General features: G+C 71.7%; 12 protein-coding genes and 2 pseudogenes. 5 read left to right on the forward strand and 9 right to left on the reverse strand.

The window, feature by feature from the left end:
• The first annotated feature begins 5 nt into the window (after positions 1–5).
• Positions 6–847: pseudogene (locus ACWCPI_RS34620) on the forward strand (hypothetical protein).
• Here ACWCPI_RS34620 and ACWCPI_RS34625 read toward each other — a convergent pair.
• A complete protein-coding gene (locus ACWCPI_RS34625) occupies positions 793–2940 on the reverse strand; it encodes a protein kinase domain-containing protein (RefSeq protein ID WP_451041917.1) in 2148 nt (715 codons plus the stop codon). The pseudogene ACWCPI_RS34620 and the gene ACWCPI_RS34625 sit on opposite strands and share 55 nt — an antisense overlap.
• A 96-nt stretch (positions 2941–3036) precedes the next feature.
• Positions 3037–4344: a DUF6986 family protein gene (locus ACWCPI_RS34630; RefSeq protein ID WP_451041918.1), complete on the reverse strand. Its 1308-nt coding sequence runs from the start codon at positions 4342–4344 to the stop codon at positions 3037–3039.
• A gap of 205 nt (positions 4345–4549) precedes the next feature.
• Between ACWCPI_RS34630 and ACWCPI_RS34635 the strand changes: the two genes are divergently transcribed.
• A complete protein-coding gene (locus ACWCPI_RS34635; protein WP_451041919.1) occupies positions 4550–5458 on the forward strand; it encodes an endonuclease/exonuclease/phosphatase family protein in 909 nt (302 codons plus the stop codon).
• A 58-nt stretch (positions 5459–5516) separates the two neighbouring features.
• Here the strand turns inward: ACWCPI_RS34635 and ACWCPI_RS34640 are convergent, their stop codons facing one another.
• The 4 genes from ACWCPI_RS34640 to ACWCPI_RS34655 all read right to left on the reverse strand — a co-directional run bounded on the left by ACWCPI_RS34640 (position 5517) and on the right by ACWCPI_RS34655 (position 8760).
• The gene (locus tag ACWCPI_RS34640) at positions 5517–6479 is read right to left on the reverse strand and encodes an electron transfer flavoprotein subunit alpha/FixB family protein (RefSeq protein WP_388794867.1); all 963 of its coding nucleotides are present in this window, start codon (positions 6477–6479) and stop codon (positions 5517–5519) included.
• Positions 6480–6552: 73 nt separating this feature from the next.
• Complete coding sequence (locus ACWCPI_RS34645; protein WP_451041920.1) at positions 6553–7341, reverse strand: electron transfer flavoprotein subunit beta/FixA family protein; 789 nt, start codon at positions 7339–7341, stop codon at positions 6553–6555.
• Positions 7342–7583: 242 nt separating this feature from the next.
• Positions 7584–8093 (reverse strand): flavin reductase family protein, encoded by a 510-nt coding sequence (locus tag ACWCPI_RS34650; RefSeq protein WP_388794861.1) that lies wholly within the window; start codon positions 8091–8093, stop codon positions 7584–7586.
• A gap of 253 nt (positions 8094–8346) precedes the next feature.
• On the reverse strand, positions 8347–8760 hold the full coding sequence (locus ACWCPI_RS34655; protein WP_451041948.1) for a TlpA family protein disulfide reductase: 414 nt from the start codon (positions 8758–8760) through the stop codon (positions 8347–8349).
• Between the two features lie 76 nt (positions 8761–8836).
• On the opposite strand from ACWCPI_RS34655, the gene ACWCPI_RS34660 reads away from it, so the two are divergent.
• Positions 8837–9253 (forward strand): DUF4395 domain-containing protein, encoded by a 417-nt coding sequence (locus ACWCPI_RS34660; RefSeq protein ID WP_451041921.1) that lies wholly within the window; start codon positions 8837–8839, stop codon positions 9251–9253.
• A 185-nt stretch (positions 9254–9438) separates the two neighbouring features.
• Positions 9439–10167 (forward strand): lysophospholipid acyltransferase family protein, encoded by a 729-nt coding sequence (locus tag ACWCPI_RS34665; RefSeq protein ID WP_451041922.1) that lies wholly within the window; start codon positions 9439–9441, stop codon positions 10165–10167.
• A gap of 12 nt (positions 10168–10179) precedes the next feature.
• On the opposite strand, the pseudogene ACWCPI_RS34670 reads toward ACWCPI_RS34665, so the two are convergent.
• Positions 10180–10413, reverse strand: a pseudogene (locus ACWCPI_RS34670) (cytoplasmic protein); the annotation flags it as partial.
• A 140-nt stretch (positions 10414–10553) separates the two neighbouring features.
• Between ACWCPI_RS34670 and ACWCPI_RS34675 the strand changes: the two are divergent.
• Positions 10554–10826, forward strand: a complete 273-nt coding sequence (locus ACWCPI_RS34675; RefSeq protein ID WP_451041923.1) for a hypothetical protein — start codon at positions 10554–10556, stop codon at positions 10824–10826.
• Between the two features lie 143 nt (positions 10827–10969).
• Here the strand turns inward: ACWCPI_RS34675 and ACWCPI_RS34680 are convergent, their stop codons facing one another.
• Complete coding sequence (locus ACWCPI_RS34680; RefSeq protein WP_451041924.1) at positions 10970–12040, reverse strand: threonine aldolase family protein; 1071 nt, start codon at positions 12038–12040, stop codon at positions 10970–10972.
• Positions 12037–12786 (reverse strand): SDR family NAD(P)-dependent oxidoreductase, encoded by a 750-nt coding sequence (locus ACWCPI_RS34685; RefSeq protein WP_451041949.1) that lies wholly within the window; start codon positions 12784–12786, stop codon positions 12037–12039. The genes ACWCPI_RS34680 and ACWCPI_RS34685 overlap by 4 nt, the downstream gene beginning before the upstream one ends.
• Between the last annotated feature and the right edge of the window lie 12 nt (positions 12787–12798).

The following is a 12798-nucleotide window of genomic DNA, read 5'->3' on the forward strand; positions in this document are numbered from 1 at the left end:
GGACCATGACGGAGCGCACGGGAAGGCCGCGGCAGTCCTCACAGGGCCGTACGCTGGCGGCGCTCGGGCTGGCCGAGGCGCCGCGTGAACATCCTCTGCTCTACCCGGGCGCCTGGCCCGCGGACTCCGGTCTCCTCGACGGTGACCGGCTGCGGCCGCTCGACCGCCTGGTCCACGACGACCGCGTGCCGATCCTCGCGGTGGGCTCCAACGCCTGCCCCGGCCAACTGCGGCACAAAATGGACCACTTCGGGATCCGCACCCCCATCCCCATGGTGAAGACCCGGGTGACCGGCATCGACGTGGGCGTCTCCGCGCACGTGAGCCGCATGGGCTACGTGTCCGCGTCACCGTTCCTCGCGCCGGACGCGGTACGGGAGCTGTTCGTCATCTGGCTCGACCCCGAGCAGCTCGCGATCATCGACACGAGCGAGGGCGTACCCGCCCCGCACGGCAACTACGGTCGCGCCTGGCTGCCGCAGCCCGAGGTGCGGATCGAGCTGGCGGACGGCAGCACGCTCCCCGGCGCCTTCGCGTACGTCAACCGCCACGGCGTCCTCCACAACGGCTCCGAGGCGCCCCGCACCCACCCCGGCCAGCAGGCGCTGCTCACCGAACTCCTGCTCGGCTCAGCGCGGTTGCGGGAGCTGTTCGGTGTCACCCCCGAGCAGTTCTGCGCACGGGCGCGCGGTGACGTGGACCTGTGTGAGCGCGGCACCCGTCTGTTCGTGGAGGAGAAGCTGGTGACGCGCTCGGGGCTGGAGCGGTACGTGCGGGTCCAGGGCGGCTGAGTCAGCAGACCGGGAGGCCGGGCACCGGCTCGTCGTTGTTGCCGCCCTCGATGTAGACGTCGCTGACGAAGACGCCGGTGTTTCCGCTGTCGTCGTCCGTCTTGGCCCACCAGACGTTGGTCCACTGCCCGTAGGTCTCGCGGCGGCCCAAATTCTGCTGGCAGTAGAAGTAGTTGGTGCCCGCGTTGAGGACGCCGGCCTTGGCGCCCGAGGCCGTGTAGGAGTCCGAGGTCCTCCAGACCTGGCAGTTGTACTTGCCGCCGCCGATGGAGTGGCAGGACGGGGTCGGTGTGGTGCCACCGCCGCCGGTGGTTCCGCCGCCGCCCGTCGCACCTCCGTCGCCGGAACCGCCGCCCGTGGTACCGCCGTCGGTGCCGCCCCCGCCCGAGATCCTCGTCGGGGACGAGGTGGCCGACCGACCGGTGGGGTCGGCCTGCGCCGTGCGGCTCGGCTTCCTGGTCGCGTCGGGGGACTTCTCGGCGTCGTCCTTCTCGGTGAGGCCCGAGTCGCCCGAGCGGTCGGCGCCGGGGCTGCCGGACACCGGGGCGGCGGCTCCGGAGGGCGTGGCCGATGACGTGGCCTGCGCCCTGGCCTCGGTGTCGCCCGGGTCGCTCAGCAGGGTGACCGTGACCCCGGTCGCCGCGAGAACGGCGGTGACGGCCGCGACGGCGAGCAGGACCCGGCCCCTGCGGCGGGAGGGGGTGGCGGCGGACGTGGCCATGGGGCCGGTGGCGCCCAGGTCGTGGGACGGCGGCACGGGGCCGCCGAAGCCGGGTGCGGCCCGATCCGGCCGGCCCGGCGCGCCGCCGGAGGGCTGCCCCTGGCCGAAGGGCGGCGCACTGCCGTACGGCGGCACGGCCGGCTGTCCGGGGGCGTGGTGGCCGGGCGTGGTGGGGCCGGACAGCCCGGCCGCGCCGAATCCCAGCGGCGGCGTTCCCTGTGCGGGAGGTGTGGGATGCCCAGGGCCCGTGGGCTGTCCAGGCATGCCGGCGCCCTGTGGTCCCGGCATGCCCGGCGCGCCCCCCGGCACCTCGGGTGCGCCCGGCCCCGCCGCCGCGAAACCGTGGGCTCCGGGCGCACCCTGTGCTCGGCCGCCTTGCGCCTGCCCGCCGTCGGGCCGGCCCACCGCTCCCGGAGTCGGCCCGAAGGGCCCGGAGCCCTGCCCGCTCGGACCAGCCGCGCCGGGTGCCCCGGTCCCTTGCGGTGCCGACGGCAGGCTGAGTTCCGTCTCCGCCCCGGCGGGTCCGGTGTCCGCCGCCCTCCGCAGGGCGGTCGTCGCCGAGTCCGTGCCGCCGGAGTCCGCCACCGCCTGCAGGAGCGCCCTGGCCTCGTCGGCCTCCGGACGGGATTCGGACCGTTTGTCCATCAGCCGCCGCAGGACGGGCGTGAGCGGCCCGGCCCGGCGGGGCTCCGGCAGCGGTTCACCGACGATCGCGGTGAGCGTGGAGAACGTCGACGTACGGCGGAAGGGCGCGGAGCCCTCCACCGCCGCGTAGAGCGTGGCACCCAGCGCCCAGACGTCCGAGGAGGGACCGGGGTCGGCGCCCTGTGCACGCTCGGGCGCCATGTAGTCGAGCGAACCGACGAGATGGCCGGTGCGGGTGAGGTGGGTGGCCGATCCGTCGCCGGGGTCGTCCATGGTGGCGATGCCGAAGTCGGTCAGTACGACGCGACCGGAGCGCTCCAGCAGGATGTTGCCGGGCTTGACGTCCCGGTGCAGGACACCGGCCCGGTGGGCGGCGGACAGGGCGTCCATGACCTTGGCGCCGATCCCGGCCGCCTCGTGCGGGTCGAGGGTGCCGCGCTCGCGCAGCACCGCCTCCAGGGACGGGCCGTCGACCAGTTCCATGACGATCAGCGGGCGTCCGTCGACCTCGGCGACGTCGTGCACGGCCACCACGCCCGGATGCTTGACCCGGGCCGCCGCGCGGGCCTCGCGCTGCATCCGCAGCCTCAGATCGGCGAGTTCGGGCCCGTCGGCGTCCGAGTAGGTCCGCAGTTCCTTGACGGCGACCTCGCGCCCCAGGACCTCGTCGACGGCCCGCCAGACCACGCCCATGCCGCCGCGCCCCAGTTGCGCCTGCACGCGATAGCGCCCGGCCAGCAACCGACCGGCCTCGTCCGCCCGTCCGTTCTCCCCCGAAGACACCGCTGCCCCGTTCCTGTGACACGTCATTGCGTGCCGTACAGACTACGGGGCAGGAGTGACAGCACCAGCCACGGGAAGGCGGCCGTGACCTGCCCGCTACGTGGCGGAGACCGTCAGGTCGCCGCGTCGCGGCGACGCGTAGCCCTCCAGGTCGGCCCGGGTCAGGCCGCTGAGCCGGGCGACCTCGGCGATGTCGAGGGCGCCGCAGTCCAGGCCGCGCAGCAGGTAGCCGCTGAGGGCCTTGGCGGTGGCGGGCTCGTCCATGACGTCGCCGCCGGTCCGGTTGGCGTACCGGGCGAGGCGGGCCGCGGCCTGCTCGAAACCTTCACGGTAGAAGGCGAAGACGGCCGCGTACCGGGTCGGGATGTGGCCGGGGTGCATGTCCCAGCCCTGGTAGTAGGCGCGGGCCAGGGCGCGGCGGGTGAGGCCGTAGTGCAGCCGCCAGGCGTCGTGGACCTTCCCGGTGGGGCCGACCGGCAGGACGTTGGTCGAGCCGTCCGAGACGCGTACGCCGGTGCCCGCCGCCGCGACCTGCATGATCGCCTTGGCGTGGTCGGCGGCGGGGTGGTCGCTGGCCTGATAGGCGGCGGAGACGCCGAGACAGGCGCTGTAGTCGAAGGTGCCGTAGTGCAGGCCGGTGGCGCGGCCCTCGGCGGCCTGGATCATCCGGGCGACGGTGGCGGTGCCGTCGGTGGCGAGGATGGACTGGCTGGTCTCGATCTGGATCTCGAAGCCGATCCGGCCGGGTTCGAGCCCGCGCGCCTTCTCGAACTCCTCCAGGAACCGCACCATCGCGGTGACCTGCTCGGGATACGTCACCTTGGGCAGGGTGAGCACCAGCCCCTCGGGCAGACCGCCGGCCTCCATGAGGCCGGTGAGGAAGATGTCGAGGGTGCGGATGCCCCGCTCGCGCACGGGCGCCTCCATGCACTTCATGCGGATGCCCATGTACGGCGCCGCCGCGGCGCCCCCGGCGTGGGCCTCGGCGATCAGCCGGGCCGCGCGGGCGGCGGCCTCGTCCTCCTCCGCGTCCGGGCGGGAGCCGTAACCGTCCTCGAAGTCGACGCGCAGGTCCTCGACGGGTTCGCGCTCCAGCTTGGCCCGCACACGCGCGTAAACGGGTTCGGCGAGCTCGTCGGAGAGCCCGAGGACGGCCGCGAAGGAGGCGGCGTCCGGGGCGTGTTCGTCGAGCGCGGCCAGCGCCTGGTCGCCCCAGGAGCGGATGGTGTCGGCGGCGAAGACGTCGCCGGGGACGTACACCGTGTGGACGGGCTGACGGGTGCCGGGGTCTCCGGGGTAACGGCGCTCCAGCTCGGCGTCGACCGGCGCGAGGGAGGCGCTGATCTCCTCGCTGACCGCTCCCGCGAGGCTCGTCGCCACCTTCTCCTGCTGGCCCTGACCCATTCCCACACCCTCCTGTTTTCCGTCATACGGAATCAACAATCCGTAGAATGAAGTTATCCGGGGACCTTCCGGCTGGTCAACACCATGTCCACGAGGAGTCACTCCGCCATCTCGCCATGTTCACGCCCACCTCGTGGCGCGGTATCACCCTTCCATACGCACGCCCCGCACGACTCGTCCGGCAGTTCCCACCGAAGGAGCCCACGTGCCGAACCACAGCCGTGTCACGCGCCGCCTGGGCCTGAAAGCCGCGCTGGCCGCCGCGGCCACCGCGCCTCTCTCCAGTACAGCACTGCCCACGTCCACCGCCTCGGCGGGCGAGCCTTTGCCCCGTCGGCACCTGCGGGTCATGTCCTTCAACCTGCGCTTCGCGAGCACCGTCGAGCCCCACAGCTGGACCGTACGCAGACCGGTGATGCGCGAGCTGCTGCGCGAGGAGGCCCCGCACCTCATCGGCACCCAGGAGGGCGTCTTCTCCCAGCTGCTCGACATCGACTCCGACCTCGGCCCGCGCTACGACTGGGTGGGCACCGGCCGGCTGCACGGCAGCCGCGACGAGTCCATGGCGATCTTCTACGACTCCCGCCGGCTGCGCCCGACCGAGTACGACCACTTCTGGCTGTCCGACACCCCGGACACGATCGGCTCCAACACCTGGGGCGCGGCCTTCGCGCGCGTGGTCACGTGGGTCCGCTTCCGTGATCTGGCCGACGGCGGACGGGAGTTCTACGCCGTCAACACCCACTTCGACCATGTGAGCCAGTACGCCCGCGAACGCAGCGCCTCGCTCGTCGCCGAGCGGATCGCCGGGTTCGACCGCTCCCTGCCGGTCGTGGTCACCGGGGACTTCAACGTCGCCGCCCACCGGAACCCGGTGTACGACACCTTGCTCGGCGCCGGACTGGTCGACACCTGGGACACGGCTCGTAAGCGCGGCGCGCTGTACGCGACCTTCCACGGCTACAAGCCGCTGATCCCGAACGGCGACCGCATCGACTGGGTCCTCACCACGCCCGGCGTCACGGCACACCGGGCGACGATCAACACGTTCTTGGCCCGTGGCCAGTTCCCGAGCGACCACCTGCCGGTGCAGGCGTTGCTGAGCCTGGGATGACACGAGGCCCCCATGACCGTACGACCGGTCATGGGGGCCTCGCGGCGCCTGCTGGGGATCAGCCCTTGCGGGCCTTGATCTCCTCGGTGAGGGCGGGGACGACGTCGAAGAGGTCGCCGACGACGCCGTAGTCGACCAGGTCGAAGATCGGGGCCTCGGCGTCCTTGTTGATCGCCACGATCGTCTTCGAGGTCTGCATACCGGCGCGGTGCTGGATCGCACCGGAGATGCCGGAGGCGATGTACAGCTGCGGCGAGACCGACTTACCGGTCTGGCCGACCTGGTTGGTGTGCGGGTACCAGCCCGCGTCCACCGCGGCACGCGAGGCACCGACGGCCGCGCCGAGGGAGTCGGCGAGGGCCTCGATGATCGCGAAGTTCTCCGCGCCGTTGACACCGCGGCCACCGGAGACCACGATCGCGGCCTCGGTCAGCTCCGGGCGGCCCGTCGACTCACGCGGCGTACGGCCGGTGATCTTGGTGCCGGTGGCCTGCGCGGAGAAGGACACGGACAGGGCCTCGACCGCACCGGCGGCCGGAGCGGCCTCCACGGCGGCCGAGTTCGGCTTGACCGTGATGACCGGGGTGCCCTTGGAGACACGGGACTTGGTGGTGAAGGACGCGGCGAAGACCGACTGGGTGGCCACCGGGCCCTCGTCGCCGGCCTCCAGGTCGACGGCGTCGGTGATGATGCCGGAGCCCAGACGCAGCGCCAGGCGGGCGGCGATCTCCTTGCCCTCAGCGGAGGAGGGGACGAGGACCGCGGCCGGGGAGACGGCCTCGACGGCGGCCTGCAGGGCGTCGACCTTCGGCACGACCAGGTACTCGGCGTACTCGGAAGCGTCGTGGGTCAGCACCTTGACCGCGCCGTGCTCGGCGAGGGTGGCGGCGGTGTCACCGGCGCCGTTGCCCAGCGCGACGGCCACCGGCTCGCCGACGCGGCGGGCCAGGGTCAGCAGCTCCAGGGTGGGCTTGCGGACGGCACCGTCCACGTGGTCGACGTAGACGAGAACTTCAGCCATGGGATTGCTCTCCTGCGGATTGCGAAGTCTGAGGGGCGGAAGGGGTGGTGAGCCTCAGGCGGGCCAGGGACCCTTAGATGAACTTCTGGCTCGCGAGGTACTCGGCGAGCTGCTTGCCGCCCTCGCCCTCGTCCTTGACGATCGTGCCGGCGGTGCGGGCCGGACGCTCGGCCGCGGCGTCCACCACGGTGTAGGCACCCTCCAGGCCGACCTCCTCGGCCTCGATGTCCAGGTCGGACAGGTCCCAGGACTCCACCGGCTTCTTCTTGGCGGCCATGATGCCCTTGAAGGACGGGTAGCGCGCCTCACCCGACTGGTCGGTGACCGACACGACGGCCGGCAGCGAGGCCTGAAGGTTCTCGGAGGCGGCGTCGCCGTCCCGGCGGCCCTTGACCGTGCCGTCCTCGACGGAGACCTCGGACAGCAGCGTGACCTGCGGGACGCCCAGACGCTCCGCGAGCAGGGCCGGTACGACGCCCATGGTGCCGTCGGTGGAGGCCATGCCGGAGATCACCAGGTCGTAGCCGGCCTTCTCGATCGCCTTGGCCAGCACCAGGGACGTGCCGATGGCGTCGGTGCCGTGCAGGTCGTCGTCCTCGACGTGGATCGCCTTGTCGGCGCCCATCGACAGCGCCTTGCGCAGCGCGTCCTTGGCGTCCTCCGGGCCCACCGTCAGGACGGTGATCTCCACGTCGTCGTCGGAGTTCTCGGAGATCTGCAGCGCCTGCTCGACCGCGTACTCGTCGAGCTCGGAGAGCAGACCGTCCACGTCGTCCCGGTCGACGGTCAGGTCATCGGCGAAGTGCCGGTCGCCAGTGGCGTCGGGCACGTACTTCACAGTGACAACGATCCTCAAGCTCACGCCGGCTCTCCTACTGCGTCGACATTTCTCTGCTGCCTACTTGCAGGCAGCATAGGCGCCCCAAGCGGCCGATCCCGATCGGGGCGACCCGCGCTCCGAGCGAAATATTACTCGTCAGTACACCCAGTTCATTCCCGCTAAGCAAGCGCTTTGAACTGTGACCTTTGCAACGCAGCGTAATCGGATTCGGACGGCTCCGCAGAACGTCGCGGGGGTGGATCGGTCACATCGCCCCAGTGACCTCAGTCACGCAGGCCGTTGAACCTGCCCTGGTGATACACGAGCGGCCGCCCGGGGCCGCTGGGATCGCCGAGCACGACCTCCGCCAGCACGATGCGGTGATCGCCCGCCGGCACCCGGCCCACGACCCGGCAGACCATCCAGGCGAGGACGTCGTCGAGCAAGGGAACCCCCTCGGGGCCCTCCCGCCAGGCCGTGGGCGGGCCGAAGCGGTCGGCTCCGCTGCGGGCGAAGGTGGCGGCGAGCTCCTGCTGATGCTCGCCCAGTATGTGGACGCCGACGTGGTCCGCCCCCGCCACCGCCGGCCAGCTGGAGGCACCGGTGCCGATCCCGAAGGACAGCATCGGAGGCTCGGCGGAGACCGACGTGAGGGACGTGGCGGTGAAGCCGACGGGGCCCGACGCACCGCGGGCGGTGATGACGGCGACGCCGGCGGCATGGCGCCGGAAGACGGAGCGGAGCAGGTCGGGAGAGGCGAGCCGAGGAGTGCCGAGGCCGGACGTGGCCGTCATGGAGTTGTCCTTCTGCGAGGGGAGGCGTGCGGACCGGGGGCGGTTCACCAGCCCGGACAGCGCGCGCTCGCGGTGCGGGCCAGGTCGACGTGGGCCCGTCCGAAGAGAAGGAGTTCCTCAGGCATGCGGTCAGGCTGACGATAGGTGGCGCGCGCAGTCAAGTTGGTTCCGCAATGTGGGAGATGACTCACCCTGCCGTTCAGTCCCGCGCCCCGCGCCCTCCGACGGCTCGCGCTGCCCGCCTCCCGCTTCCTCAGACCGCTTCCCCCAGCGCGGCGATCACGTCCGCCTTGCGCGGCTGACCGGTGGCCCGCCGTACGACGTTCCCGGCGGCGTCGAGCACCAGCACGGTCGGGGTCTTGAGGATGTCGAGGCGGCGTACGAGCTCCAGGTTGTCCTCGGCGTCGATCTCGACATGGGTCACGCCCGGAACCATGCCGGCCACCTCGCCGAGCACTCGCCTGGTGGCCCGGCACGGAGCGCAGAAGGCGCTGGAGAACTGCACGAGCGTGGCGCGCTCACCCAGTTCCTCGCCCAACTCGGCCGCCCCGAGCCGCTTGCCGTCGTCCCGCCCGCGCACCCGCACGCTCCCGCTCCGCCGCCGCTGCAGCACTCCGTAGGCGCTCGCCGCCGCGAGCACCACCACGCACACCACCAGTCCGGTCATCACCCTGCCCAAGCGTTCACGAGACCGCAAAGATTCCCGACGCCCGCAAGCCCGGCCGTTGCGGAATGCTTGCTTCATGGACATCGACGTGAGGGGGCCGCGCTTCGGGGCGGCCGTGACGACCGTGGTGCTGGCGGTCGTTCTGGTCACCGGGAGCGCCTGGCTGCTGGCCTGGCAGACGCTGGCGTTCGCGCTGGGCGCCGCGGGCGGAGTGGGCCGTTCGCCGTACGGGTGGCTGTTCCGCAGGGTCGTACGCCCCCGTATCGGGCCGCCGACGGAGTTCGAGGCGCCCGAACCACCGCGCTTCGCCCAGACGGTGGGACTGGCGTTCGCCGCTCTCGGGCTGGTCGGTCACACGCTCGGTCCGCTCTGGCTGGGACTCGCGGCGACCGGGGCGGCGCTGGCGGCCGCTTTTCTGAACGCCGTTTTCGGGTACTGCCTGGGATGCGAGATGTACGTGCTCGTGCGGCGGGTGACGGCGCGCGCCGAGTAAAGGCGACGCCAAAATCCGAGGTGGATCACGGTGGACGTGACGAGGATCTCGCCATTCCCCGGCACTTGGGCTTGGCCCTCGGGCGTTCTTGGGGCACGATCTGCGACAAGCCGTAAACCTACGGCTGCGTAACTTTCCACTGGGAGCTTCCTTCCCAGGCACAGAAGGAAGGGTCCACCCCGTCCATGGCAGAGCTTGTCTACCGTCCTGTCGTCGGTTTCGCCCAGACACTGTTCAAGGTGTGGGACCTCAAGATCGACTGCAAGGGATCGGAGAACATTCCGCGCTCGGGCGGCGCCGTGCTGGTGAGCAACCACATCAGCTATCTGGACTTCGTCTTCAACGGGCTCGCGGCGCTCCCGCAGAAACGTCTCGTGCGCTTCATGGCGAAGGAGTCCGTCTTCCGGCACCGGATCTCCGGGCCGCTGATGCGCGGCATGAAGCACATCCCGGTCGACCGCAAGCAGGGCGAGGCGGCGTACGCGCACGCACTGGACTCGCTGCGGTCCGGCGAGATCGTCGGGGTCTTCCCGGAGGCCACCATCTCGCAGTCCTTCACGCTGAAGAGCTTCAAGTCGGGCGCCGCGCGGCTGGCGCAGGAGGCCGGCGTGCCGCTGATCCCGATGGCCGTCTGGGGCACGCAGCGGCTGTGGACCAAGGGCCACCCGCGCAACTTCAAGCGCAGCCACATCCCGATCACGATCCGGGTCGGCGAGGCGATCGAGGCGTCCCGGGACAAGTACGCGGGTGCGATCACCCGGCAGCTGCGCGAGCGCGTCCAGGAGCTGCTGGAGGCCGCCCAGCGCGCCTATCCGGTCCGCCCGAAGGACGCGGGTGACACCTGGTGGATGCCTGCCCACCTCGGTGGCACGGCCCCGACGCCGGAGCAGGTGCGGCAGGCCGAGGCGCGCTGACGCCGCACCGGTTCAGCGGTTCGCGGGACGCACCGCGATCCGCGCTCCCGGGCTGAACTTCTCCAGCAGTTCGGCGAGTTCCGCCGCCGCCTGCTCGACGTCGGCCGCCGGCATCGGCGCCATGCTCTCCAGCAGGAAGATCCCCGAGGTGGTCGCCTCGGTGAGCCGGGTGCGCGGGCCCTGGCGCCAGTTCCAGCGGCGGCAGGTCACGCCCGCCTCGTCGCACCACACCACCTCGCCCGCGTCCGACAGCGCCCTCTCGGCCAGTGCCTCCGCCGAGTTGCGGGTGCGCGAGGGCAGACCCTGGTCACCGTGGGAGACGGCCCCGATCTCGGGCTCAGTCAGGCCGACGACCAGCGCGGTCTCAGGCCCGGCAGCAAACCGAGGTGCGGGCGACGCTCGCCAACAACGGCAACCGCGCCGTGGACGCCAGGAACACGGCCGATCTGAGGCTCACCGGCAGCAGGGTGCGCGGGGCCGTCGGTGACACCGTGACCGCGGACATCACCGTGCACAACCGCGGCCCGGCCTGGGTGGCGTCGCTCGGTGCGGGCGCGGCCGTGGCCACCGTACGGTTCCAGGCCCCGGCCGGCACGACGGTGACCGGACTGCCGGAGGAGGAGTGCTGGGAGGCCCCGCCGCCGGAGGAGGGGTCCTGAACGACGACCCGGAGCTGCCCATCAGCGAGTTCGACCCGAATCTGCGCAACAACAGCGCGCGGATCGTCGTCAACGGCTGAACCGGCGCGGCGGAGCGCCGGGGCCGCCCGCCGGGCAGGCGGGAATTCGACGACTGGCTGGCCCTAGCGGGCCATCTCCTCCTTCACCGCCGCGACGAACGCGTCCACGTCCTCCTCGGTCGTGTCGAACGCGCACATCCAGCGGACCACGCCCGCCGCCTCGTCCCAGAAGTAGAACCGGAACCGCTTCTGCAAACGCTCGCTCACGTCGTGCGGGAGCTTGGCGAAGACGCCGTTGGCCTGCACCGGGTAGAGGACCTCGACGCCGTGGACGGCGCGTACGCCCTCGGCGAGACGCTGGGCCATCTCGTTGGCGTGGCGGGCGTTGCGCAGCCACAGGTCCTTGGCGAGCAGGGCCTCCAGCTGCACCGACACGAAGCGCATCTTGGAGGCGAGCTGCATGGACAGCTTGCGCAGATGCTTCATGTGGCTGACGGCGTCCTGGTTGAGGACGACGACGGCCTCGCCGAACAGCGCGCCGTTCTTGGTGCCGCCCAGGGAGAGGATGTCGACGCCGACGGCGTCGGTGAACGTCCGCATGGGCACGTTCAGCGAGGCGGCAGCGTTGGCTATCCGGGAGCCGTCGAGGTGCACCTTCATGCCGTGCGCGTGGGCGTGGTCGCAGATGGCGCGGATCTCGTCCGGCGTGTAGAGGGTGCCGAGCTCGGTGCTCTGGGTGATCGAGACGACCTGGGGCATCGCCCGGTGCTCGTCCTCCCAGCCGTACGCCTGCCGGTCGATCAGCTCGGGGGTGAGCTTGCCGTCGGGGGTCGGCACGGTGAGCAGTTTGAGCCCGCCCACCCGCTCCGGCGCCCCGCACTCGTCGACGTTGATGTGCGCGCTCTCGGCGCAGATCACCGCGCCCCAGCGGTCGGTGACCGCCTGGAGCGCGACGACGTTCGCGCCGGTGCCGTTGAAGACCGGGAACGCCTCCGCCGTGGCACCGAAGTGACTGCGGATGATCCGCTGGAGGTTCTCGGTGTAGTCGTCCTCGCCGTACGCGACCTGGTGCCCGCCGTTGGCCAGGGCCAGGGCGGCGAGCACCTCCGGGTGGGCTCCGGCGTAGTTGTCACTGGCGAAGCCGCGGACGTCCGGGTCGTGGTGGCGACGGGCGTCGGTCTTCGGAGGGTTCACGGCTTCTCGGTCAGCCACAGGCGGTTTCCGTTCACTTCGGCGGCGGGCTTGTCCCAGACTTCGACGATGGCCTCGGCCAGGTCCTTGACGTCCGTGAAGCCCGCGAACTTCGCGTTGGGTCGCTCGGCGCGCATCGCGTCGTGCACCAGCGCCTTCACCACCAGGATGGCAGCCGCGGACGTCGGTCCCTCGGTGCCCCCTGCCTTGCGGAAGGCGTCGGCCAGCGCCAGCGTCCAGGCCTCGGCGGCGGCCTTGGCGGCGGCGTACGAGGCGTTGCCCGCCGTCGGCTTCGAGGCGCCGGCCGCGCTGATGAGCAGGTAGCGGCCGCGCTCGCTGCGCTGGAGTGCCTCGAAGAAGGCCAGCGAGGTGTGCTGGACGGTGCGGATCAGCAGCAGCTCCAGGAAGTCCCAGTCGTCGAGACTGGTCTTGATGAAGGTCTCGCTGCCTCGCCAGCCGCCGACGAGGTGGACCAGACCGTCGACACGGCCGAAGTCCTTCTCGATGTGCGCGGCCCAGTCCCGGGTGGACTGGAGGTCGAGCAGGTCGACGGGCTCGCCGGTCACGGTGGCGCCACCCGAGGCGTACCGGGCCGCGTCCACGGCTTCCGCGAGCCGCTCGGGATCGTTGTCCGCGGCGGCGACGGTCGCCCCCGCCTCGGCCAGCCGCAGCAGGGCCGCCCGGCCGGCGGGCCCGCCCGCGCCGGCCACCGCGATCACCGCACCGCTGAGAGCTCCGTTCCCCGCCATCTTCTTCGCCTC

The sequence above is a fragment of the Streptomyces sp. NPDC001920 genome, from assembly GCF_053594495.1.

Excerpts from the sequence above, each read along its gene's own strand:
- ACWCPI_RS34630 (WP_451041918.1), bottom strand. The coding sequence starts at position 4,344 with ATGGGTCAGGGCCAGCAGGAGAAGGTGGCGACGAGCCTCGCGGGAGCG.
- ACWCPI_RS34640 (WP_388794867.1), bottom strand. The coding sequence starts at position 6,479 with ATGGCTGAAGTTCTCGTCTACGTCGACCACGTGGACGGTGCCGTCCGC.
- ACWCPI_RS34650 (WP_388794861.1), bottom strand. The coding sequence starts at position 8,093 with ATGACGGCCACGTCCGGCCTCGGCACTCCTCGGCTCGCCTCTCCCGAC.
- ACWCPI_RS34655 (WP_451041948.1), bottom strand. The coding sequence starts at position 8,760 with ATGACCGGACTGGTGGTGTGCGTGGTGGTGCTCGCGGCGGCGAGCGCC.
- ACWCPI_RS34660 (WP_451041921.1), top strand. The coding sequence starts at position 8,837 with ATGGACATCGACGTGAGGGGGCCGCGCTTCGGGGCGGCCGTGACGACC.
- ACWCPI_RS34665 (WP_451041922.1), top strand. The coding sequence starts at position 9,439 with ATGGCAGAGCTTGTCTACCGTCCTGTCGTCGGTTTCGCCCAGACACTG.
- ACWCPI_RS34685 (WP_451041949.1), bottom strand. The coding sequence starts at position 12,786 with ATGGCGGGGAACGGAGCTCTCAGCGGTGCGGTGATCGCGGTGGCCGGC.